This is a genomic window from Microcystis sp. LE19-8.1F (assembly GCF_027531715.1).
Classification (GTDB): domain Bacteria; phylum Cyanobacteriota; class Cyanobacteriia; order Cyanobacteriales; family Microcystaceae; genus Microcystis; species Microcystis wesenbergii_A.
The window spans coordinates 1-23,762 of the sequence record NZ_JAPZSO010000145.1 but is presented as its reverse complement, the minus strand read 5'-3'; the positions used below and the strand labels follow the sequence as shown (position 1 = coordinate 23,762).

General features: G+C 47.5%; 22 protein-coding genes, 1 tRNA gene and 1 pseudogene. 19 read left to right on the top strand and 5 right to left on the bottom strand.

Annotation, left to right across the window (positions count from 1 at the left end; translation table 11 throughout):
* Positions 1 to 6: 6 nt before the first annotated feature.
* Complete coding sequence (gene pheS, locus O9334_RS14465) at positions 7 to 1,011, bottom strand: phenylalanine--tRNA ligase subunit alpha (protein ID WP_288000754.1); 1,005 nt, start codon at positions 1,009 to 1,011, stop codon at positions 7 to 9.
* A 241-nt stretch (positions 1,012 to 1,252) separates the two neighbouring features.
* On the opposite strand from pheS, the gene rbp reads away from it, so the two are divergent.
* Together rbp and O9334_RS14455 are read left to right on the top strand one after the other, a co-directional pair.
* Positions 1,253 to 1,549, top strand: a complete 297-nt coding sequence (gene rbp, locus O9334_RS14460) for an RNA-binding regulator (protein ID WP_045361151.1) — start codon at positions 1,253 to 1,255, stop codon at positions 1,547 to 1,549.
* Positions 1,550 to 1,986: 437 nt separating this feature from the next.
* Entirely contained in the window at positions 1,987 to 2,151 is a 165-nt protein-coding gene (locus O9334_RS14455; RefSeq protein WP_002733784.1) for an Asl3888 family RNA-binding protein, read from the top strand.
* 218 nt (positions 2,152 to 2,369) lie between these two features.
* Here the strand turns inward: O9334_RS14455 and O9334_RS14450 are convergent, their stop codons facing one another.
* Positions 2,370 to 5,066 (bottom strand): CBS domain-containing protein, encoded by a 2,697-nt coding sequence (locus O9334_RS14450; RefSeq protein ID WP_045361150.1) that lies wholly within the window; start codon positions 5,064 to 5,066, stop codon positions 2,370 to 2,372.
* A gap of 157 nt (positions 5,067 to 5,223) precedes the next feature.
* Here O9334_RS14450 and psbZ point away from each other — a divergent pair, with 157 nt between their 5' ends.
* The 6 genes and pseudogenes from psbZ (at position 5,224) to O9334_RS14420 (ending at position 8,420) form a co-directional block, all read left to right on the top strand.
* Positions 5,224 to 5,412, top strand: coding sequence for a photosystem II reaction center protein PsbZ (psbZ, locus tag O9334_RS14445; protein WP_002732865.1), 189 nt, complete (start codon positions 5,224 to 5,226; stop codon positions 5,410 to 5,412).
* 122 nt (positions 5,413 to 5,534) lie between these two features.
* Positions 5,535 to 6,080 (top strand): 6,7-dimethyl-8-ribityllumazine synthase, encoded by a 546-nt coding sequence (gene ribH, locus O9334_RS14440; RefSeq protein WP_045361263.1) that lies wholly within the window; start codon positions 5,535 to 5,537, stop codon positions 6,078 to 6,080.
* Positions 6,081 to 6,137: 57 nt separating this feature from the next.
* Positions 6,138 to 6,413 (top strand): annotated as a pseudogene (locus tag O9334_RS14435) (hypothetical protein); the annotation flags it as partial.
* 74 nt (positions 6,414 to 6,487) lie between these two features.
* Positions 6,488 to 6,559, top strand: a tRNA-Gly gene (locus O9334_RS14430).
* A 171-nt stretch (positions 6,560 to 6,730) separates the two neighbouring features.
* Positions 6,731 to 7,162: a hypothetical protein gene (locus O9334_RS14425; RefSeq protein WP_045361149.1), complete on the top strand. Its 432-nt coding sequence runs from the start codon at positions 6,731 to 6,733 to the stop codon at positions 7,160 to 7,162.
* A 10-nt stretch (positions 7,163 to 7,172) separates the two neighbouring features.
* A complete protein-coding gene (locus tag O9334_RS14420; RefSeq protein WP_045361148.1) occupies positions 7,173 to 8,420 on the top strand; it encodes a glutamate-5-semialdehyde dehydrogenase in 1,248 nt (415 codons plus the stop codon).
* 166 nt (positions 8,421 to 8,586) lie between these two features.
* On the opposite strand, the gene arsM is transcribed toward O9334_RS14420, so the two are convergent.
* The gene (gene arsM / locus O9334_RS14415; protein ID WP_190380673.1) at positions 8,587 to 9,561 is read right to left on the bottom strand and encodes an arsenosugar biosynthesis arsenite methyltransferase ArsM; all 975 of its coding nucleotides are present in this window, start codon (positions 9,559 to 9,561) and stop codon (positions 8,587 to 8,589) included.
* Between the two features lie 521 nt (positions 9,562 to 10,082).
* Positions 10,083 to 10,346: a hypothetical protein gene (locus tag O9334_RS14410; protein ID WP_238567874.1), complete on the bottom strand. Its 264-nt coding sequence runs from the start codon at positions 10,344 to 10,346 to the stop codon at positions 10,083 to 10,085.
* A 288-nt stretch (positions 10,347 to 10,634) separates the two neighbouring features.
* Here O9334_RS14410 and O9334_RS14405 point away from each other — a divergent pair, with 288 nt between their 5' ends.
* From O9334_RS14405 to sigC, 3 genes are all read left to right on the top strand, one after another.
* Entirely contained in the window at positions 10,635 to 11,606 is a 972-nt protein-coding gene (locus tag O9334_RS14405; protein ID WP_045361147.1) for a LysR family transcriptional regulator, read from the top strand.
* 67 nt (positions 11,607 to 11,673) lie between these two features.
* Complete coding sequence (locus O9334_RS14400) at positions 11,674 to 12,735, top strand: anthranilate phosphoribosyltransferase family protein (protein WP_045361255.1); 1,062 nt, start codon at positions 11,674 to 11,676, stop codon at positions 12,733 to 12,735.
* Between the two features lie 232 nt (positions 12,736 to 12,967).
* The gene (gene sigC, locus O9334_RS14395) at positions 12,968 to 14,212 is read left to right on the top strand and encodes an RNA polymerase sigma factor SigC (RefSeq protein ID WP_045361146.1); all 1,245 of its coding nucleotides are present in this window, start codon (positions 12,968 to 12,970) and stop codon (positions 14,210 to 14,212) included.
* Between the two features lie 185 nt (positions 14,213 to 14,397).
* Here the strand turns inward: sigC and O9334_RS14390 are convergent, their stop codons facing one another.
* A complete protein-coding gene (locus O9334_RS14390; protein ID WP_288000747.1) occupies positions 14,398 to 15,636 on the bottom strand; it encodes a sulfonate ABC transporter substrate-binding protein in 1,239 nt (412 codons plus the stop codon).
* A gap of 240 nt (positions 15,637 to 15,876) precedes the next feature.
* Between O9334_RS14390 and O9334_RS14385 the strand changes: the two genes are divergently transcribed.
* The 8 genes from O9334_RS14385 to cax all read left to right on the top strand — a co-directional run bounded on the left by O9334_RS14385 (position 15,877) and on the right by cax (position 23,436).
* A complete protein-coding gene (locus O9334_RS14385) occupies positions 15,877 to 16,551 on the top strand; it encodes a cadmium resistance transporter (RefSeq protein ID WP_288000744.1) in 675 nt (224 codons plus the stop codon).
* Between the two features lie 106 nt (positions 16,552 to 16,657).
* Positions 16,658 to 17,731, top strand: coding sequence for a sulfate ABC transporter substrate-binding protein (locus O9334_RS14380; RefSeq protein ID WP_190380676.1), 1,074 nt, complete (start codon positions 16,658 to 16,660; stop codon positions 17,729 to 17,731).
* 124 nt (positions 17,732 to 17,855) lie between these two features.
* Entirely contained in the window at positions 17,856 to 18,854 is a 999-nt protein-coding gene (locus O9334_RS14375; RefSeq protein WP_052426734.1) for a PstS family phosphate ABC transporter substrate-binding protein, read from the top strand.
* Between the two features lie 20 nt (positions 18,855 to 18,874).
* Positions 18,875 to 19,819 carry a phosphate ABC transporter permease subunit PstC gene (pstC, locus tag O9334_RS14370; RefSeq protein ID WP_288000741.1) on the top strand — a complete coding sequence of 315 codons (945 nt, stop codon included), beginning with the start codon at positions 18,875 to 18,877 and terminating at the stop codon, positions 19,817 to 19,819.
* A gap of 6 nt (positions 19,820 to 19,825) precedes the next feature.
* Positions 19,826 to 20,722 carry a phosphate ABC transporter permease PstA gene (gene pstA, locus O9334_RS14365; protein WP_061430480.1) on the top strand — a complete coding sequence of 299 codons (897 nt, stop codon included), beginning with the start codon at positions 19,826 to 19,828 and terminating at the stop codon, positions 20,720 to 20,722.
* 57 nt (positions 20,723 to 20,779) lie between these two features.
* Entirely contained in the window at positions 20,780 to 21,190 is a 411-nt protein-coding gene (locus tag O9334_RS14360) for a cupin domain-containing protein (protein ID WP_190381632.1), read from the top strand.
* 284 nt (positions 21,191 to 21,474) lie between these two features.
* Positions 21,475 to 22,272, top strand: a complete 798-nt coding sequence (gene pstB, locus O9334_RS14355; protein ID WP_002776021.1) for a phosphate ABC transporter ATP-binding protein PstB — start codon at positions 21,475 to 21,477, stop codon at positions 22,270 to 22,272.
* A 72-nt stretch (positions 22,273 to 22,344) separates the two neighbouring features.
* Positions 22,345 to 23,436 carry a calcium/proton exchanger gene (gene cax, locus O9334_RS14350; RefSeq protein ID WP_288000737.1) on the top strand — a complete coding sequence of 364 codons (1,092 nt, stop codon included), beginning with the start codon at positions 22,345 to 22,347 and terminating at the stop codon, positions 23,434 to 23,436.
* Positions 23,437 to 23,762: the final 326 nt, after the last annotated feature.

The following is a 23,762-nucleotide window of genomic DNA, read 5'->3' as shown; positions in this document are numbered from 1 at the left end:
ATCCCCCTAAAATTGGCGGAGAAAGCGGATATCACTATTATAACAACGGCGAATATCGTCTATCTCATGTAATACCATAGCAAATCTTTCCACACCAAAACCGGCAGCAAAACCCGTATAGATTTGGGGGTCATAACCGACTGCTTTTAAGACATTGGGATCCACCATACCACAGCCCATCACCTCCAACCATTTGCCTTTCCACTGCACATCTACCTCGGCCGAGGGTTCGGTAAAAGGGAAGTAGGAAGCGCGGAATTTAACCGGTAAATCAGCCCCAAACATTTGCTTAAGAAATTCTTTAATTGTTCCTTTCAAATCCGTAAAGGTTAATCCCCGGTCCACCGCTAATAATTCCACTTGATGGAAAACCGCAGAATGGGTTGCATCCACGGTATCGCGACGATAAACACGGCCCGGGGCCACAATCCGAATCGGGGGTTCGTGACTTTCCATGTAGCGAATCTGCACCGGAGAGGTATGGGTCCGCAATAAACGACCATCCCTCAAGAAAAAAGTATCCTGCATATCCCGGGCTGGATGGTCAGCAGGGATATTTAAAGCCTCAAAATTATAATAATCGGTTTCTACCTGCGGCCCAGTGGCGATGGTGTAACCCAGACCGACGAAAATATCGATCATGCGATCAACTGTGCTATTTAAGGGGTGAATTCGCCCTAAAGGACGGCTCAGAGCAGGTAGGGTGACATCGAGGGTTTCCGCCGCTAATTTCGCCTTAATTTGGGCATTCTGGAGACTTTCTCGCTGGGATTCCAGCAGCGATTGTACTAATTCTTTGACCTCATTAGCGATCGCACCTAATCGCGGTCTCTCTTCGGGGGTTAATTTGCCCATTTCGCGTAAAATCTGCGATAATTCTCCTTTCTTACCGATATAATTCACCCTTAGCTGTTCTAAGTCTTCTAGGGTTGTTGTTTGTTCGATGGAATTTTCCGCTTTCGCTGCCAGGGTTTTTAGGGCAGTTTCGATCGGATGGGGGGATAAACTCATAATTAGGGCATTTTATAGGGCAGCATTCTAGTCTAGTTTATCTGCTCCGGTGGCGGGAGCGGCAGCATCGATCAAAGCTAATAGCTATGTGCTAGGATGGGAGTCGAGAATAAAAGTCGGCACTGCGGCTCGTTGTCAGTATTAATGGTCAAAGCGTTTCTGTTTAGTATTGGTTCAGCTAGTTCCCGAAATCTTCGTTCTCTACAAATCTGTTGTTTTTATCTGTGCAAGGATAGGTTTTATGTCAATTTATGTTGGTAATCTCCCCTTCGAGGTTGACCAAGAAGACGTAGTGGAGGTTTTTACCGAATATGGTAAAATCAAGCGCGTTCACCTCCCCATGGATCGGGAAACGAAAAGAAAACGCGGGTTCGCTTTCGTGGAAATGGAAACCCCAGAGCAAGAATCGGCCGCTATTGCCGCTCTTGACGGCGCTCAATGGATGGGACGAGAATTAAAAGTCAATCAAGCTCGTGAAAAAGAACCCAGATCTTCCTTCGGTGCTGGCGGCGATCGCAATCGGGAGCGTCGCTACTAATCCCCGACCGTAACCATTCTAGGTTATCGGAAATTTGGGTTGAAAACCCCGTCCTTTTAGGACGGCTTTGTGCGAGAATGTTTGTCGGTGGTTCCGAGCGTGAGAACGTGAGGAAACAGGTTAAACGTCCTACTCCGTGATCTCAAAATTTCTAACAGTCAATGGTGTTCAATTAAGTCCAAACTGTAAGAACGCAAAACAATTAAATACTGTGGGACACACAGAAATTTACGCTTGGGGAGTAGTCCATAAGAGTGCTTGCCTTATCGGTGTAGTCGGACTAGACATGAAACCGTAAGACCAAAATTAGCGTTGCTAGTGGAGGCAGGATTCAGCCCAAGAATCTCCGCACTTTTAGGGCGGAGAGTGTCAATGTCAATAGGGGGAGCGAGCGCTCGTTTCCCCGCTTGTCTATCTAATATCCCAAGGAGATTCTTGTGGCCAAACGTCGTAATTTGAAAAAAGAAAAAGCGGAACGCAACCGCGCCTACGCTCGTCAATTCCGGGCCGCCTCTAATCGTACCACCACCAGAGGAGGTAGAGGCGGTTATTCCAGCGATCAAAGACAATCTTCGGAAAATGAAGGGGCAGCCGATACCTAATCTGCTGACTTAGTTAGGGTCTGCGGCAAAAAGTTTTTCGTGGGGACAGGGTGTAGGGTGTGGGGTGTGGGGTGTAGGGTTTTACCGATTCTCATCTGGTCAATTACCTAATTTTCAGAGAAAAAGTCCCAGAATTTTCCCCCTATCTCTCCCACAACTGGTACTTTTTGATTGACAAAAAGTCTAAAAGTCTTACCCAATAAGGTTTTTAGATTTATTCAGCAAGCCCGAGTTAATCTAGCAATAAAAGCCATAGCCTCGCTTTTATTGCTGACTATTCCATCTAAAGTTGCCCCCAAGACTGCCGCAAGTAACGATTTAAACTGGGGACCCGGTTGATAACCCAAAGCTTTTAGGTCATTGCCGTCGATAGGAGCCTCGATCTGCGACCATTTAGTTAAATATTGCCAGATTAAAGCCCGCATCCTAGTCTGACTCCGCATCGCCACCAGTAACAAACTAGGAACCTTATAACCATTGAAAAAGCTGACAATTTGACTAACGGGTCGAGCATAAGCAAAATTATTGCTAATCTCCCTTTCCATAACTTCTAGTTTTTGTAAACGCTCCACACTATCTTTGGGCAATTGTAAATTATTAGCGATCGCTATTCTTTCCCCCACAGCCAGAGAAGCGATTAATAATTCCAACCGCATTAACCAGGCATTCACCGGCAATTCCAGACTTAAACAATCTAACCAACGACTGAGAGAGCGCAATTGTCGCCATAAAGCCTGATTTAAACTTAAATCCCCGTGTAAACAGTGCAAAGCCCCCAACTCAGCCAACTTTTCTAAGGCACTTTCCCAGTAATCCGCCTCTAAAATATAATTCAACTCCGCTTTTAAACGGGACTGTAAAGCAGGTGCATTCTGATTTTGTTGCCGTGAGCGATCATAAACTCCACTTTCGATCGCATACCTAATATAGCTTTCTGTCAAGGGTTCAATAACAAATCCTAACCGAGTGGCAAAACGCACCGCTCGATAGATGCGCGTCGGATCCTCGATAAAACTATTAGCGTGTAAAACCCGGATTTGTTGGGCGCGTAAATCCAACATACCGCCAAAAAAGTCGAGTAATTCCCCCTCTTTCGGCGAAGTTAGGCGAATTGCCAGAGCATTAATCGTAAAATCCCTTCTATACAAATCCTGTCGAATCGAACTAGCCTCCACTTGGGGATTGCTGGCAGGATAGGGATAGAATTCCGTGCGTGCCGTGGCGATATCCACCCATAACGAGCCAAAACGCTCATCTTTGTGCCATAACAAAGCCGCCGTCTGAAATTCCCCGTGAATCGATAACCGGGCCCCCGGATAAATTTCCTGTAAACAATTAGCCAACTCCACCCCTGCACCCACACCGGCGGCGCGATGGCAGCCATCCACCACTAAATCGATATCCTGTAACAATAAAGTATCCCTTTCTGCCGCTAACAATAAATCGCGCACCGCACCCCCAACCAGATAGAGATGCCAACCGCGTTTTTGAGCGGCAGCGGCGGCAGCTTGCAGGAATGACCATAAAACCGGCTCTAAACGCTCTTTAATCGTCGGTAAAAGACAGGAAACCAAAGCAACCCCTTCAAAACGCACCCGCTCATTTTGATGAATCTGTCTTAATACATCTGTACGAGTGACGATACCGACTAACTGCCCGTTTTCTAGTACAGGTAAACGCCCCAAATCATACGTTACCATCAGCGACTCGATTTCCTGAAGAGAAGTGTCCGGGGTAATAGTTTTCGGATTACAAGTCATGTATCCCTTCACGGGAGAGTGAGAAAAGCCGTGATGGAGAGCTAAATCGAGGTCACGACGAGAAATCACCCCAACTAAGCGATCCTGCTCATCTACCACTGATAACCCCGAATGGCCGTAACGAAAAAGGATGCGCTCGGCTTGAGATATGGAAGTATCGGGACGAATTGTCCGCACCGGAGAAGACATTAAATCCCTAGCGGTGGGAGGAGGAGGAATTTGAGCAATTAAGTCCCCCAGTAGTTGATTTAACTGTTGAACTGGCTGAACATCGCGAAAACTCACCGAAGCGGCCTGAGCATGACCACCGCCGTTATAGGGGGAAAAAAGCTGATATAGATTCACCCCATCGATCCTAGAGCGACCAATCACAGTTAAACGCTGTCGGGAATTATCTTCCTCGTTTTTACTATAACTATGGCCGAAAAGTAGCGCATCACTATCGGATAATTCCAGTAGGCGCTCGGCCACACTAGACAAACCGGGGATAAAATCGGCAGTATGGAGAAGAACATGGGCGATTTTACGGCCATGGATCGTTTTAATCTCCAGATTTTCCCAAGCAAGGCTAAATAACTCCTGTAAGCGGGGGGAAAAACTCGGTTGACAGTATTGGGCGATCGTTTTAATGTTAGCACCATAGGTCATTAACCAGGCCAAAGCATAGGCATCCCTGGGGGTACTACCGGCAAAAGTCAGGGAACCCGTGTCAACGTGAATACCGAGCGCCATTACCGTCGCTGCCATCGAGTTTGGTTGAATATGGGCTTTTTGTAAAGCTTCGACAATTAAAGTCGTGGTAGCTCCCACTGCCTCTAAATGGACGCTAGAGGCATGAATATCACTTTCACTATCTAAATGATGATCATACAATTCGATCGCCTGTAAATGCCCTAAATCTAGCCACTGGGAGGCTTTTCCCAGACGCTCCCGCCACTGATTATCAACGACAATTAAAGAGCGAATACGGTCTGGATTGACACTACGCAGTTCAATTAAAGCGAATTCATCCCGATGCAGGGCCAAAAATTCCCTTACTGTTGGGTGCGCTCCCCCCGTTAACACAATGCGACTACCCGCTTTCAGCAACGATAAACCCACCGCTGCCCCCAAAGCGTCAAAATCCGCCGTTTGATGACATAAAATTAAATCCATAGTTTTTTTTGGGGTTTTAGGGGTTGAGGGTTTTTCGGTAATCAGTAATCAGTTTTTTTCTTCCTACTCCCCTACATTTCCATTAAGTAACAAAATTTGGTAGGGTACTATATCAGGGAGAATTATCTAATATCAAGTGTTTTAGGAGAACCCAATCATGTCTATTGTCTTTCAATTTTTTCTCATTGCCCTAGTTTTATTTTCCTTGCTAATGGTGATTGGTGTCCCCGTTGCCTATGCTTCCCCCCAAAACTGGGACCAATCGAAACCCCTTCTCTATGTGGGTTCGGCAATTTGGGCGATTTTAGTCGTTGCCGTCGCTATTTTAAACTTTTTAGTGATTTAGTCTTGATCAGGAGACGGGAGACTCCGAGACAGGAGACTATTTTTATTGATTCTCCCCTCTCCCCCTCTCCCCACTCCCTTCTCCCCCACTCCCCACTCCCCAACCCCTATCCCCTTCTATCTATGACTGTTTTTGAGGGAAATTTTACCGAGGATATATCCTCTTGGCGCTTTGCGATCGTGATTGGTCGTTTTAATGATCTCGTCACTGATAAACTGTTATCAGGCTGTCAAGACTGTCTCAAGCGTCACGGGGTTGATATTAATCCCGATGGCACTCAAGTGGATTATATCTGGGTACCGGGTAGCTTTGAAGTGCCAATGGTAGCCCGTCAAGTCGCCCTTTCCCACCGTTACGATGCCGTTATTTGTCTAGGGGCAATTATTCGCGGCCAAACGCCCCATTTTGATTACGTTGCCGCCGAGGCCGCTAAGGGTATCGCTGCGGCCGCTTTTCAGACAGGTGTTCCCGTTGTCTTCGGTATTCTCACCACTGATACCCTACAACAGGCCCTCGAACGGGCCGGTATTAAAAGTAATTTGGGCTGGAATTATGGCCTATCTGCCCTAGAAATGGCTAGTCTCATGCGTCAATTGCGCCCCCGGGATGAAGATAAACCCCTAGGATTATTGCAAAATAATCCCCAACAGGCACTGATAGAAGGCTAAGAAAATTCCCCCAGTATTTAGGGTTTTAGTTATCCCCACTCTCCAGGAGTTCCACTGATGAGCGAAGCCCAACAGAACAAATATATTAACCAACTGAGACGGCAATTAGTCAACGCTGTCGAGAGAATCAAGACTCTGGAATTAGATTTAGAACCAGAGGGGCGGATTACGGAAGCTTTTGACGCTATGGAACGCCATATCGCTGAAAAATTCGCCGCCATTGACAAGCGCTTTGATCGCTTGGAACATCAGTTCAACCGACTACAGGCTAAGATAGAAGTGGTTCTCGAAGCTATTACCGGTTTGGGGGATTTGCCAGAAGATGAATCATTGTCAAAAAATGCTGCAAACTACTTGACAAATGCTCTGAGATTTGGCATACTTAGGGAAGTGTAAAAAAACGGCTTGCGGGCATAGCTCAGTGGTAGAGCGTCACCTTGCCAAGGTGAATGTCGCGCGTTCGAATCGCGTTGCCCGCTTGAAAAAATCTTGAAATAGATTTTAAAATTGGGATGAATAATTTAGAGGTATCCCTTAAGATAGGAATTACCCGTGAGAAACAGGTTTCAGGATTTTGGGCAACCATTGAATCCCTGAGCTATTGCTCACGAGCGACTAAAAACAACCGTTTATAAACAAAAAATTAGCTTGTGCGACCGCATAAATATACCAAAATCGACCAACACCAAGACTATCCCTGTCCCTGTCGTCGGAAAGGGACATTATGCCCGATTTTATTGACCGATGCCTTTGGATGCGATCGCTGTCAACAGATATTTGTGGTACAGGAAAACGGCCAAATTATCGAACAATTAGCCCCCCACTATCCCTATAAACGCACTTGGCGCTGGACGGGATTTCGTTGGGTGAGTACCAATCAGCGGCTTGGGCAAGAGGTATTACCCCTAATGATGGGGATAATTCTGTTATTATCGATCGTGTGGCTACCCTTAATTTTGAAATCACCGCCCCTTCGACTTGGCTCAGGGCAAGCGGGGGTAAGCGTGATTTTTGGGGCAATTCTAGTTATGCTATTAGTTATTTTGCCCGCATTCATCTTTTGGTTAGCCTATCGACGCTAGACAAGAATCTATGATCGAAAGTTCCTCCACCCCCCCCCTGACGATCTTTAAGCAAGCATACAATGCTTTTCTGGCTCTAGGTCAATTTAATGGCAACGAAAGAAATCGCGGAGTAATTGCGATCGCTAAGGGCATTAAAACTGGCTTTGATCGCATTTTAGAAGCCAATACCCTCGATTTAGAAGTCAGTCGAGAGATGGCCGTCTCAGAACAAATGATTCGCTGGTTACGGTTAACTCCCGAACGTTTAGAGACGACGGTGGAGGTATTGCAACAACTAGCGGAAGCATCGGATCCGCTGCAACAGGTAATTAACGCTGCCTATCAACTGAATCCTTCCCAAACCTATTGCCAAAGGATGCCTTTAGGAGTGATTGCCTTCGTCTATGAAGGTTTTCCCGAATTAGCAATGGTAGCGGCGGGATTTTCCCTAAAAAGTGGCAATAGTTTGATTATTCGCGGTTCCAATGCCTCTAGTCATTCCGATGGGGTGATTACGGAAATCATCCAAGAAGCATTGGAAGATGTGGGTTTACCCGTGGATTGTGTGAGTGGTTTGCCCTGTGATTCTAGTCCCTCCCTAGAGGAGTTGCTGACCCAGGAAAATTATGTTAATTTGATTATTCCCTACGGTCGCCCTAGTTTAATCGGTCGGGTAAGTCAATTGGCCACGGTTCCCGTTTTGCGCGCGGCGATGGGAAACTGTTATTTGTATTGGTCTCCTAGTGGCGATTTGGAGTTAGCCCGTCAGGTAATTATCGATAGTCATGGCAGTATACCCGATCCGGTTAATGCGATCGAAAAAGTTTTAATTAGTCCCCATCAGAATTCTTCGACTTTAAGTCGTTTGTTTAAAAGTTTGCAGGAAAAAGGCTTTAAATTGCGGGGAGATACCCGATTAGCGGCGGATTTTCCGGAACATTTAACCATTGCTACCGATAATGATTGGCAAAGACCCTATTTAGAAAAAACCCTGGCCTTTAGGTTAGTGGATACCCTCACTGATGCGATCGCTTGGATTAATAAGTATAGTAGCGGTCATGCGGATTGTATTGTCACCGAATCCTATCGAGAAAGTCGTCAATTCGCCATGGAGTCCGATAGTGCTTTAGTTTATATCAATTCTTCACCCCGATTTGATCGCAATCCCAAACAGGGAGAATCGGTATTTTTGGGCATTTCCAACCAAAAAGGCCAGCGCCGGGGGTTAATCAACCTAGAAACCTTTACCACCCTTAAACAGGTAGTGCAGGGCTAGTTTTTTTCAGTGATCAGTCCACAGTAAACAGTAATCAGTGAACTGAAAACTCACATCTGATAACTGATAACTGGTAACTGAAAACTGAAAACTGGTAACTGGTAACTGATAACTGATAACTGATAACTGATAACTGAGGGATCGAACTTGCCTCGACCGTGCTTTTTTAACAGCAACCGCCCCCATTATAGTGCCAAGTGGACTCGGTGATGAGGATATCTTGGGGAGAGAAACGAGCTAAGTTGCTCGCAGTTTTATCACAGACGGCCACTGGTAATCCTTTGGCTAAAATATGCCCAGCACCATCATCGAAAATTGCCTTTGTACCGGTATAAATAGCAGTTTTGCCGGTAAAAATACAGGCCCCATCTTCGGGAATAGCTACTTTAAAAGCAACGGAATCCAAACTTTCTAATAGGAGCGGCTCGGCTAAATTATAACTCTGACAGTCCAGTAAACGATAGGGACGACGGGCCCGAATTTCTACCTGACCAAAACCAGCAGCAATCAACTGTTGAATATAATCCTCGTAGGTCAAGGCCCCCGATAGACACATAGCCCTTAAACGCTGATCTTCTTGCAAATGTTCGGGAATTGGACGAGGGGCGATCGGATCACTCATCAGTAAACGTCCTCCCGGTTTTAAGACGCGAAAAGCTTCGCGTAAAGCTAACTGTAAATCGGCTGGTTTAAAGATATTAAAAAGACAATTCTGCGCCACCACATCGACGGAGGCATCCTCCACCGGCAATGCAAAAGCAGAACCATCTTTAATTTCCACAAAATCGAGACTAAACCAGGGATTTTCCGGCAGTGCTTCGCCGAGATTTCTTTGGGCTGCCCAACGCATTTCTGGCACTGGATCCACCGCAATGACTCCCCCCGGACGACGGGAAAAATAGGCGAATTGCAGTGCTTCTAAACCACCACCCACACCCACATACAAAACCCTGGGAGAATTGCCCAATTCATTAACCTGCACCGTCGTGCCACAACCATAGTTCATCTCCTGCATAATGGCGGGGATTTTTAACCCCGGCAGTTGCAAGGGACTGCCCTGGACACAACATAGCCCCACTTCGGGAGTTTGGGCTACTTCGCTGTAAAATTTGGCCGTGGCTTCCAGATAAGTCATTTTCATCCTTTAAACTCCTTTTCTGTGATCAATTCAAAGACCGATTTCCCATCCTCGCCCAACGCTATCTTAGCATTTGTACTGACCTATAATCTCTAACTGATCACCTTTAGATAGGCAAGTTCATCGGCGATCAAATCCCAGAAACAGGTTACACTGTCTTTAAAGTTCGCCTCAAAAACAGCGATATTCACAAGGGCAAAAGTAGCGGCTATCCTGTTATCTATCAACTTAAAGATAATAGTTGTGTTTTATTGAAGGTTGATTATTGGGAGTATAATATAGCGTTTTTCAGTCTGCTGAGGTACAAAAGTTATGGGTTTTAGGCAAGAGGCAAAAGGCAAAAGGGAAGAAAAATAGGTGTACCTCACTAGCTTAGGAAACGCTATATCCTAACCATTTAAGGATTTGTTCTGCTGGTGAAAGAGGTTTTAATTGCCCAATAATGTAGAGATTTGTATCTAAAAAAATTCTCCTCATTCATAACGCTACTGAAACAGTTTTTGCTTAACTTCACGAATAAGCTCTCAAATCTGTTCCTGAGTTTTGATACCTGCTTCTTTAAATGCAGCTTGCATCTTAGTACGCGCTTGTTCAAACTCAATTTGTTTATTTTTATCGGGGACAATAATAACAAGTTCAACCTCTGTGTCTGTTGGCAAATCTTGATGGGGTTGCTCGATAATTAATTGTCCATCTTTGATTTTGGCTTTAGTCTGAATAAATTGCCTTTTTGATTTTTCCTCAGACTCAATCTGGTTTATTGCATCTATCTTATCATTTTTGAGCAACTACAGTTCAACGGGAGCATCTCACCTTTGTAACCTCTAAATCAGGTTTTTATGTCAAGCTATTTTGAAAGCCTTGCTAGAAACAAGTTCTAGGGATGAGTATAATTACTCACTTGCATAAATGAGATGCTCCCCAGTTCAACAGCCCGATTGTGAGCGAGAAGTAGTTCAAGGCTGACCGCTAAAATAACTGATAACTGAGAAAACGGTAGCAATTTCTACCAAAAGTCAGAATAAAATTCGTTATTGTCATAAAGTCATGAGGGAATGTAATTAAAACGAGAAAGAATGCGGATTGAGCAATTGCAAGCCTTTTTAGCCGTAGCCGATACGGGCAATTTCGGTCAAGCAGCGCGCCAGTGTGGAGTCACCCAATCGACTATCAGCCGCCAGATTCAATCCCTAGAAACCGATTTGGGCTTACCTCTTTTCCATCGTACCGCCCAAGCGAAGTTAACCATTGCCGGGGAGAAATTACTGCCCCGGGCGAAACGGATTTGTCAAGAATGGACGAATGTTCACGAGGAAATCACCGACCTACAGGCAGGAAAACAGCCAGAATTGTGCGTGGCGGCGATTCATTCCGTGTGCGCCCATTATTTACCGCCGATTTTGCCGAAATTTTGTGCTGAATACCCAGAAGTTCAGTTAAGAGTGACAGCCCTAGGCAGCGATCGCGCTTTAAAAGTCTTGCGGGATGGTTTAGTAGATGTGGCCTTGGTAATGAATAATCGTTTTCTCACCTCTAGCCCGGAGATGGTGGTAGAAATATTATATGAAGAAGCGATCGAAATTCTCATGGCCGCTAATCATCCCCTCACCCAATACAAAGAAGTGCCATGGTCAGAATTAATCCCCTATCCGCAAGTGGTTTTCAAAGATGGCTACGGAATGCAAAGATTAGTACAAGAATGGTTTTCCCGTCAGGATGCCCACCTGAAAACTGTCATGGAATTAAACACTCTCGATGCTTTTCGCGGTGTGGTGCGTCAGGGTAATATTATCGCTCTTCTGCCCCAATCTGCCCTGATGGAGGCTCGTAGCGATGCTACCCTCGCCATTCGTCCCCTTCGACTTGGCTCAGGGCAAGCTCTTGCTTCCCCTAGTGGCGAAAATCCCCATCTTAATAATGGTAAATTTAGTCATCGTCTCACCCGTCAGGTAGTCCTTGTCACCACCAGCGATCGCCTACAGATACCACCGATCGCTCATTTTTGTCAATTAGTGCGGCAAATGAAGCAAAGTGTGGTTAAAAGCTGAGAAAATCCCCCTGTCCAGCCTTAAAAATCCCAATCAATCCTATTTACTCTTTATTTTCTTCCTTGAGATGAGCGATACTTTTCGAGAATTATTAAAAGCGATCGGTAGTGGCACCCATACGGGCAAAAATCTAACCCGTCCTGAAGCGGCGATGGCCACCAAGATGATGTTAACCCAAGAAGCAACTCCTGCTCAAATCGGTGCTTTTATGATTGCCCATCGCATTAAACGCCCCACCAGCGATGAGTTAGCGGGAATGCTTGATGCCTACGCCGAGCTTGGCCCGCAAATAACCCTAGAATCAGCCTCTTTTCAGCATCCGATCACTATTTTTGGCAATCCCTACGATGGACGTTCTCGCACTGCCCCGGTTACTCCGATCACTACTTTAATCCTAGCGGCGGCAGGGGTTCCCGTAGTCCTGCACGGGGGCGATCGAATGCCGACTAAATACGGTATTTCCCTCAGGGAAATCTGGCAGCAATTAGGAGCAGATTTTAGTCAATTATCCTTAGCAGCAGTGAAAGACTGTTTAATCACCACAGGATTGACTTTTTTCTATATTCCGCGCCATTTTCCCCTAGTACAGAATTTTGTTACCTATCGGGAGCAAATCGGTAAACGTCCCCCCATGGCCACGGTAGAGTTAATCTGGTCGCCTTTTGTCGGTAATATTCATCAAATATCGGGTTTTGTTCACCCCCCCACCGAAGATCGTTTTCGCGAAACTTTTGCCCTGAGAAATATCTCTCACTTCACCACCGTGAAAGGATTAGAGGGGAGTTGTGATTTAGCCTGTAATCGGACGGCGATTATCGGTCTGGGAAATCCCACCGATCCCCCTTCCTTTCAGCGATTTTTCTTAAATCCTCGCGATTATGGCTTCTGTCCTTCGGATTATCCCCTCGAATCTTTAGAGATGCTCACCGCTAAATTAAAGGGTTTATTAGCTGGAGAACATAATGAATTAACCGATGCGGCAATTTTTAACGGTGGTTTTTATCTTTGGCGCTGTGGAATTGCCCCAGATCTACCCACGGGTTTCCAACAAGCACAAAAATGTTTACAGTCGGGAAAAGCTCTGGCTAAACTGCAACAGATCAGTAATTATCTGGAAAATCAGGAATAGATAGGAATAGGGCTGTAGGGGAAATTACTTCTAAATCAATCATTAATTCGAGAAGTTGGACTAAGAAGGTAAACCCCAGACTTGGTGTAACTTCTAGGTTTAAAGATCAATACTTTTGAGAAAAAAATTTTCCCGACTGCATCATTTCCTCGCTCAAGTGGGAAAGCTATGACTAAGGTGAACGATTTAGAAGTTTCTAATTCCTATCACAGTCGCCCGTAGAGAAGCCGCCATGTCTGCAATTAATCCCTCGACGCTCGAAACTGAATTCATCTCTCCCTCTTTTTCTGTCCTAAAATTGAAGGAAAACTCGATCGACCTAGATGAAGATTTTCTCGGCAGTGATTTAGAAGATGATTTAGTATCTAGTCCTGAAAAAAGCTACAGCAAAGGGACAACTACTGATTTAGTACGTTTATATCTACAAGACATTGGCAGAGTGCCTCTACTCAAACAGGAGGAGGAAGTTGAACAAGCGCAACGGGTGCAGCGTCATCTGTCTTTACTGAAATTACGCGCCGCCGCCGTTAAACAAGGTGATGCACAAGTACAGCAATTTGTCAAGTTAATTGAGATTTGCGATCGGCTAACCGCTCGATCAGCCCATCGTCCCTCCCTAGAACGTTGGGCAAAAACCGCCCAAATCACCGTGTCTGAGTTAAAAAATGCTTTAAAAGCAGGAAAACAGCGTTGGGCGCACCTAGCGGGCTTAGAAGTGGGGAAATTAGAAGAAATTATTACCCTTGGTACCCGTGCCAAAGAACAGATGATCAAGGCCAATTTACGTCTAGTGGTGTCGGTGGCCAAAAAATATCAGAATCGCGGTTTAGAATTATTGGATTTGATTCAAGAGGGAACCCTGGGTTTAGAACGGGCCGTCAAGAAATTTGATCCCAGCAAAGGCTATCGTTTTAGTACCTATGCCTACTGGTGGATCCGTCAAGGAATGACGAGAGCGATCGCAACTCAAAGCCGGATTATTCGCTTACCGGTTCATATTACCGAAAAACTCAACAGAATTAAGAAGGCACAAACGAAAATCTCGCAAATGCGCGGTCGCACTGCGACCGTAGAGGAAATTGCCCAAGAGTTAGCTCTGACTCCTGAAGCTGTGCGGGAATTGTTGATGAAAGTGCCGCGTTCGGTTTCCTTAGAAATAAAAGTAGGTAAGGAAAAAGATACGGAATTATTAGACCTTTTGGAAACCGAAGCACTGTCTTCAGAAAATCATCTTGTCTATGAATCTTTGCAAAGAGATATGAGAGAATTATTGGCAGATTTAACCGCTCGTGAACGAGAAGTGATTGAATTGCGCTATGGTTTTCTCGATGGTAAATCCCATTCTTTGGCTGATATCGGTCGCACTTTGGAATTATCCCGGGAAAGGGTACGACAAATTGAGTCGAAAGCGTTGCAAAAACTGCGTCAATCCCAGCGACATCATCAAATTTGCGATTATTTTGAAGCGTTGAGTTAGTTAGGGTATGTGGAAAAAGTTTTTCCTGGGGGCAGGGTGTGGGGAGTATTTTCAGTGAACAGTAAACAGTAAACAGTAATCCTAAATCCTGTTATTAAAAACTGATTAGTTATTCCTCCTTTTGCCTCTTGCAAGAGTGCCTCTTGCCTATCCTGATATGTAGCCTATACTCAACGGATTTAGTATTAATATGTCCAATTTTGTTTCGTCTGTAGGGTGTAGGTTCCGTCGCGCACATTGACCCGATGGGGGATCAGCTTCAGGTCTCGGAAGATATGAGCTTGGTGTTGTAGGGCCGTCAGAGAGCGATCATCGATCGGGATAATGGCACGTTCAGAGGCCCGTTGTTCGAGATTAGCCACGATCGCCGGATCGATCTCGTGGTGGGCTGCCAAGCGTCTCGTCGCCTCTAACTCCTGTTGTTTCGCCCAGGCCCCCACCTCGTTCACCTCTTCTAAAATCACCTTCAGTACATCGGGATAATCTCGCACCAATTCGGGAACCGCATAATAATAGGTCGGCACTTCTAGAGAGGCGTTTTCCCCGAAGATGCTCTCCAAATCGGCCAACGATCTTCCCGGATAGGTGCGCGTCTCCGTGGGCGAGTAGGGAACCCACACCACCCAAGCGTCGATCTCACCGCGACGGAAAAGCACCAGTGCTTCCGGTTGGGTTGCATACACCGGTTCGATATCGCTTAATTCTAGATTCACTCTCATCAGGGCGCGGATGAGGACGTAATGGGCGCTCGAACCCCGATCGAAGGCGATTCTTTTTCCTTTTAAATCCGCCAACGTCTCTATTGGCGAATCCTCCGGCACGAGGATCGCCTGACCTTTGGGGGCGGTATATTTTTCCTTGGCTACCCGGACGAAGACGTGTTCGGCCGCTTGGGAGAAAATACTCGCCGTACCGCCACCACCGCAGAAGTCGATCATTCCGTTACTCAAAGCCTCGATCAGAGAGGAAGCGGCCAGAAAACTTGTCCACGTTACCGTCACCCCAAAGGGTTTTAAGCGTCTTTCCAGAAAGGCCTGGGCGCGGAGAACTTCCAGATTGGTCATGCCCTCAGGGTAGCCGATCTTGAGGGTTCCTAACCGCCGCGCTTGTTTGGCGAGGGGAGTGATAGGGTCGGGGGTTGAGCGCTTGAACCAGCGATCGATCAGGATACAGAAGAGAATTCCGGCGATAAATAATCCCACGGTTTCCAATAGCCGGGGAGTGGTATTCCGGGGGAATTTAAAGCTATCGACGAGGTTCAGAATCGGGTTATCGGATCGAGAATTTTGACCGACGGCGATCGTGTGGGAAAATCCAGCCAGGAGAAAGCTCCCGACCAGGCTGGTCACAAAAAGCACCGCGGGACGAACTCCCCGCCAATTTCGCCACGGTTTCCAGAGACACTTGATCGAACGGTGGAGCATGGGATTTCTCGCAGAAAACAAGATTTATCGTCGGGCAAGGAGACAAGAGGGAAGGGTTTCCCAACTCGATCCCTTCGACTTGGCTCAGGGCAAGCGGGAGAGGTTCCATTAGTTTTATCTACATACTATAGAAATCCACGACTCCTAGATTGTGTAGTGAATTACATTTATAAATGTATTGAAAATGATATAGTTTTAAAATTAAATTGCGCCCGCATTTGAGAGATCGAGGTGGTATGGATGGATTGGTTGATCGAAATCGTCAAAATCGCGGTGGCCACCGGCATAGCCACCACCTTCGACGACAATATTTATCTAACTGGCTTCTTTAGCGAGGTAAATCGTACCTTTCGCCCGGTTCACGTCGTCGTCGGCGAGCTAGTCGGGTTTACGGCCTTAGTATCGGTTAGCTTGCTGGGTTTTCTACTCGGCCTAATCATCCCGCCGATTTATATCGGTCTTCTCGGAATCTTGCCGCTCCTCATCGGTGTGAGAAATTTAGTGACTTTAAATCGCGATAACGAGAGGGAAACCGCAGATCGCAAGGTGAATTTGCTAAGAAACGCCCAATTTCATGGGTTCGCCTCCCGCAGACTATCCCTCGCTCAAGTCCTCAGAGATCGCCAAACCTATCGAGTCTCCGCGGTCACGATATCCAATGGCGGCAATAATCTCGGTATCTACATTCCCCTATTCGCCAATAGTACCGTGGCGCAGTTAGCCGTAATCATCCCGATCTGCTATTTAATCGTCTGTACTTGGTTATTTCTCTCCTATAATCTAACCCGCCAACCGGGGATCGCAGTTGTCCTCAGCCGTTATGCGAGTAAGCTTTTCCCTTTTGTGCTGATGTGGTTGGGCCTACGGATTATTCTCGATAACGGCTCCTATCGCCTGTTGATTCCCATCGGCTAAATTAGACCCCCCGTAAACGCCAATCTCCGGCTCCCACGGGAGTCAAAATTCAGGAAGAGAGAATAAAAATTAGTTGGTTTAGATCAACCTTATCGAGAAAATCCCGATGAATGTATCACTGTTGTCAATTCGATCGCTGTTTCGTCGCTTTCGTTCCCTTTCGGGGAGGAGCTTCCTTTCCTTCCTGTTAGTGGGACTGTTGGCAAGTCTTGCCCTCGCCTCCTGCGGGGGGATCGGCTCGAAACCGGAGGTGAAACTGAATCTCGTTTCCTTCTCGGTCACGAAAGCCGCCCACGACCAGATTATCCCGAAATTCGTCGAGAAATGGCGGAAAGAGCATAACCAAAAAGTCATTTTCCAGCGGAGTTACGGCGGTTCCCTAGCCCAGGCCGATGACGTGATCGCCGGGAAACAAGAGGCGGACGTGGTACATCTCGCCCTTCCCCTCGACGTGATGCGGATATCTCAAGCCGGCCTGATTAATCGCGGTTGGGAAGATCGGGTGCCGCGGCGGGGGGTGGTGAGTCACTCGGTGGCGGCGATCGTCACGCGGGCGGGAAATCCGAAAAAGATTCAATCTTGGGCGGATCTGGCTAGAGAGGACGTTACGGTTCTATCCGCCGATCCGAAAACTTCTGGGATCGCTATTTGGCAGTTATTAGCCCTCTGGGGTTCGGTGACGCAAACGGGGGGCGAACCGCAACAGGCATGGGATTTTGTCCGCCGGATCTATCAAAAGATTCCCACCCTAGACAGGGACGCGCGGGAAGCCAGCAATGCCTTTTTCCAAGAAGGAAAGGGGGATGTTTTAGTCACCTACGAAAACGAGGTAATTCTAGCGGCAAGAAATCAACCCGATACCAGTTACTTAGTCCCCCCGGTCAATATCTCGATCGATAATCCCGTTGCGGTGGTGGATAGAAATGTCGATAAACACGGCACGCGAGAGGTGGCCGAGGCCTTTGTGGATTTCCTCTATTCCGAACCGGCACAACAGGAATTGGCCAAATTGGGCTATCGATCGGTCAATCCCTTCGTGGCCAAGGATGAAGGATTACAATTCCCGCCGATCGAAACTCTTTTCAACGCCCAAGATCTCGGCGGCTGGACGTTGATCCAAACAGAATTTCTCGCCGATAAAGGCATCTTCGAGCAAATTAAGAACCAGTCCGCTTCTTAACATTTTTCCCGCTTTAAGTACCTAAGCAAAATTAATTACACATATCTAACCACCTCTTGCCTCTTGTCTCTTGCATGAGTGCCTTTCTTCACTAGGAAATTTATTTTGCACGACTACTTAATCTATGAAATTCTCTCATTATTTTTTCCTAATCTCCCTTCTGATGGCCAGTAATTTGATCGCCGGTTGCGGTCGCCCGGCCGACTCGGCCGAGAAAGAAGCGCCAGTCTCGATCGACGGTGGTGCGGTGGGTTTCGCCCTCTCCCTCGCCGTTGCCGAAGAATATCAGAGAATCCATCCCGAAGCGCGGGTAAGCGTCGCCACCAGTGGAACCGGGGGCGGTTTTAGTAAGTTCTGCGCCGGAAATCTCGACATCGCCGGGGCATCGCGGGTGATCCGGAAAGAAGAGATCGAGAAATGTCGGGAAAACGGCGTGGAATTTCTGGAATTACCGATGGCGATCGACGGATTGGCGGTGATCGTCAATAAAAAAAATCAATTCGCCAAGTGTTTAACGATTAAAGAACTCGATAAAATGTGGAACACGAAAGCGGAGGGTAGGATTACCAGTTGGAAACAGATTAATCCCAAATTTCCCGACGAGAGATTATTACTTTTTGCGCCGCCTTCCGATACGGGAACCTTCGATTATTTCACCCAAGCGATTACGGGAAAACGGAGAAATAGCCGTACCGATTTTACCCCGAACCGCAATCAAAACGCCCTCGTACAGGGGGTGATCGGCAATCCATCCGCGCTTGCGTATTTAGGCATCTCTTTCTATATGCAGAACCAAGATCGATTGAACTTGGTGGCGATCGAAAACAATGAAGGAAAATGCGTCAAACCGGTTCCCCTCGATAACGTTCTCCGCAATGTCTATAATCCCCTTTCCCGTCCCCTGTTTATCTACGTCAACAAGAATAATTTAAAAACGAATCCATCCCTGGAAAAATTCGTGCGCTTCTATTTAGAAAATTCATGGAAATGGGTCGATGGCGTGGGTTACGTCGCTTTACCTGATGAGGCCTACGTCAAAACCCTGCGGAAATTCGAGCGCGGGGAAACGGGATCGAAATTCGGCAAAGCTAAACCGGGAGAACCGATCACGAACTTTATCTAAAAAAGGAATTTTGTCAAACCATGACCTTAACCCCGAGTTCTTTCGATAATTCTTTTTTCGCGGGAGATAATTCACTCCTCAAGCACCCCGGCGACGATATTCAAGAGAAGATAATCGCGCTGATTCTCTTCGCTTGCGCTTTCGTTTCCGTGGCGACGACAATCGGCATCGTGGCGATTATTTTTAGTGAAACCTGGGGATTTTTTCAAGAGGTATCTTTCGCCCAATTCTTTCTCGATACCCGTTGGACTCCACTGTTCGCCACCCCTCATTTCGGCATCTGGCCGCTGATTAACGGGACATTTTTAACCACAGCGATCGCTATGTCCGTCGCGGTTCCTTTAGGCCTATCTTCCGCGATCTACCTCGCCGAATACGCGAAACCGAACCTGGCGGCGATTTTACGCCCTGCGGTGGAACTTCTTGCCGGGATTCCCACGGTGGTGTACGGGTACTTCGCCCTACTCGTTGTCACGCCCACTTTGCGGAATCTTTTCCCCGTCGAGATTTTTAACGCCCTCAGCGCCGGGCTAATGATGGGGATCATGATCACTCCCACGGTGGGATCGATTAGTTTAGACGCGATCCGAGCGGTTCCCCGTTCCCTGCGCGAGGGTTCCTACGCGCTAGGAATTACCAAGCTGGAAACGATTTTTAAAGTGGTTCTCCCCGCCGCCCTCTCCGGGATCATGGCCTCGATTATTCTGGGAATGTCGCGGGCGGTGGGGGAAACGATGACGGTGTTGATCGCCGCCGGCTCGCAACCCCGGCTTACCCTCAATCCCTTCGAGTCGATCGCCACGATGACCGCTTTTATGGCCGAGATTTCCGGGGGAGATGCGCCCCGGGGCAGTCTCAGTTTTAAAACCCTCTACGCAGTCGGCGCGGTGCTTTTTTTGATCACGTTGGCACTGAATCTGGCCAGTTACTGGATCTCCCACCGTTTTAAAGAAAAATACGATTGATTTGCCATGGTTAAATCCTCTGTTAAGTCCGATACCGTTGAATTTATCGACCATCTGGAACGCCGGGAGGCGATCGGCAAATTCTGCGAGTATCTTTTCCTCTTCGGTTTACTGATCGGTTTGTTCGTTCTGGCGCTGTTGGTGTTGAATATCGCCCACGATGGACTCGGACGACTCTTAACCCCCGGATTCCTCACGGAAACGCCTTCCCGTTTCCCGGAAAGGGGCGGTATCCGTCCGGCGATCATCGGTAGTTTCTATCTGGGGATTATCGTGCTTCTCGTGGCGGTGCCGATCGGGGTCGGGTCGGCTTTGTATCTAGAGGAATACGCCCCGAAAACTTGGTGGACGGCACTGATCGAGGTGAATATCGGCAATCTGGCTGGGGTTCCCTCGATCGTCTACGGCTTATTAGGATTAGCGGTTTTTAACTATCTGCTCAATTTTGGCCCGACGCTGATTTCCGGTGCGTTAACCCTGGCACTCCTCTCGCTGCCGGTGATTATCGTCACGGCGCGGGAGGCGATCCGGGCGGTTCCCGATTCCCTACGCCAAGCCTCCTACGGTCTAGGCAGTACCAAATGGCAGACGATCCAACACCATGTTTTACCCTACGCGGTGCCGGGGATTCTCACGGGGGTGATTATCTCCGTGTCGCGGGCGATCGGGGACGCGGCTTCCTTAATGGTCGTCGGCGCGGTTAGTTTCCTCACTTTCGATCCTGGTTTATTCCAACGCTTTATGGCGCTACCGATTCAAATTTTCAGCTATATCACCCGTCCCGAACCCGGTTTTGCTAATGCGGCGGCGGCCGCGATTATCGTTCTGATCCTGTTAATTCTCGCCCTCAACGCCATCGCTATCTATCTACGTCAACATTATTCCCAATCGAGTCAACCTTGATGGCTCCACTTTTCCCTCTTAACCAATCGTTTAATCCTATTGAGGATATCTTGAACTATGACCGACTCCCTTAGAGCAAATGACGGCGTTTTCAACTTGGAATTTTCACCTGAGTTCGTTCAACAATTCAGCCAAGGTGGATTAACAACTCTAGAACAAGTGGCTCAGTTTAACCCGGAAGGCTATGTGAAGCGATCGATTTTCAAAACCGATTCTTTGCACTTTGGCCTGTACTGTCTAGAGCCTGGACAAATTAACGCCCGACACAAACATCCTCAAAATGATGAAATTTGCTATGTCGTCCGGGGAACGGGGGAGATTGTCATTGGAGATGAAATAGCCGCAGTGGAAGCCGGAGTTTTCATCCATGCACATCAAAGCGTTGAGCATGAAATCAGAAACACTGGGACGGAACGGATGTTGATTATTGTCGTTCAGTCTCCGCTGCCACTGAAAACTGAGCGTTGATTGGAAATGGCGAAAAACCTCTATGTTTCCGATTGAGATGGAAACCCAGGCAATAATCTTGCGGTTCTCTCTGACTTCGATCAATAGCCTAGAACTTAACCATTGACAGGATTACCAAATATGAGCTATGGGTTTCGGGCATTTTAACGTGATTTCTTGATCACTTTTCAGCGATCGCTATCCTTGGGCAATTAATCGCCAAAAGTCTGATGAGAAAGCCATCTGGATGGCTCCTTTTTTCCCGCTTAACCAATCGTTTAATCACACTCAGGAGAATTTTTACCATGACTACCCACCTTAACGCAGATCACAGTGTTTTCGAGGCGGAAGGAGTGAAAGTTTTTTATAATGGATTTCTCGCTCTTCTGGACGTTCATATTAAAATTCCTGCACGAAAAATCGTCGCCTTTATCGGGCCGTCCGGTTGCGGGAAAAGTACCCTTTTGCGCTGCTTTAACCGAATGAACGATCTGATCCCCGGCGCCAAGGTGGAGGGAAAATTACTCTACCGAAATCAGAATATTTACGATTCGCAGGTCAATGCAGTCAAGTTAAGGCGACAGGTGGGGATGGTTTTCCAACGTCCCAACCCTTTTCCCAAGAGCATTTACGAGAATATCGCCTACGCGCCCCGAACCAACGGTTATCAGGGCAATCTGGACGAATTGGTCGAGTATTCCCTGCGGCAGGCGGCGATCTGGGAGGAAGTAAAGGACAAACTGAAAGAAAAAGGAACGGCACTATCGGGGGGACAACAACAGCGTCTCTGTATCGCCCGTGCGATCGCGATGAAGCCAGATGTTTTATTGATGGATGAACCCTGTTCGGCCCTCGATCCCATCTCTACCCGTCAGGTGGAGGAATTGTGCCTACAACTGAAGGAAAGTTACACGATCATTACCGTCACCCACAATATGCAGCAGGCATCGCGGATCGCCGACTGGACGGCGTTTTTTAACACCGAAACCGATCCGTCCGGGAAACGCCGGGGAAAATTAGTCGAATTCAGCCCCACGGAAGTTATGTTCGGCAATCCGCAAACCGACGAGGCCCGGGAGTATATTACTGGGCGATTCGGGTAATCGAAACAGAAAAAAAGCCGATAGTCTGTTTTTCACAACCGTGCGCGGTTTTATCCCGAGACACCGATTGCTATGAATAGAAAGGACTGGATTTTCGCTATTTTGTTGGTTTTTGTCCCGATCTCGATCGCCTGGAATTTCCTGCGTTGGGACGTGACGATCGTTTTCCTGAGCGCCTGTCTAGCGATTGTTCCCCTGGCCGCTTACATGGGAAAGGCAACCGAGGAAATCGCCGTCGTGGTCGGTCCTAATCTTGGCGGTTTAATGAACGCCACCTTCGGCAACGCCACCGAATTAATTCTCGCCTACGCCGCCCTGGAAGAGGGTTTGATCGAGGTGGTGAAAGCGACGATTACCGGTTCGATTATCGGGAATCTGCTGCTGGTAACGGGCTTATCGATGTTTTTCGGCGGCTTACGCTATAAAGAACAGAAATTCCAGCCCGTGACCGCCCGTTTAAATTCCTCGTCGATGAATCTCGCCGTGGCAGCGATCCTCCTACCCACGACCGTTCAATACACCTCCGCCGCAATCGAGGAGAGCGTCCTACAGCGTCTCTCGGTAACGGTGGCGGCGGTATTAATTTTTGTGTATTGCCTGAGTCTGCTGTTTTCGATGAAGACCCATACCTATCTTTACGAGGTGGGGGACGCAGATCTCGATCAAGAGTCGGGGGAAGCGGTAAGCGTAAAAAAGCCGAATCTCTGGCTCTGGGTGGGGATATTACTGCTCGTGACGCTCGGTGTGGCGGTCGAATCGGAATTATTAGTTAATACCCTAGAGGAAGCCACGCATAAATTAGGATTAACGACCCTTTTCACGGGGGTGATCCTGCTGCCAATTATCGGCAACGCGGCCGAACACGCCACCGCGGTTAGGGTCGCCTTAAAAGACAAAATGGATCTGGCGGTTTCCGTGACGGTGGGTTCGAGTCTGCAAATCGCACTTTTTGTCGCGCCGGTTCTCGTAATCGCGGGTTATTTCCTCGGTCAGCCGATGGCTCTCGATTTTGATCCGTTTGAATTGGTCGCCGTCGCCGTCGCGGTGTGGCTGACTAACTCGATCAGTAACGACGGTCGCTCGAACTGGCTAGAGGGTATATTACTCGTCGCGACCTACGCGGTGATCGCCCTCGCTTTCTTTTTCCATCCCGCAGCGGCCTAGGGCGATCGGTCGTGCGAAATACAGTTTCTCAATCGGGATAGGTAGTAAAATTCTCCCGTTCCAGAACCTTTGAAGGAAAAGCCGAACGCCGAATATTTCGGTTTCCCCTGTCACGGTGAAGGTGTAACGAACGGACGAACCCGACGGCCATCTTAAGGAAAAAACCATGATCGAGATTGTGATCGCGCTCAAGGGGTGACAAAGGGGTTCAAAGGTAATCAAGATAAAGACTCTAGCCAAATGAACCCAAAAGAAATAGAGTGGTTGAGACAACCACCCAAAATTTCAATATGTTACCATCATTCTATCAGGCCTGTTTACAAGCC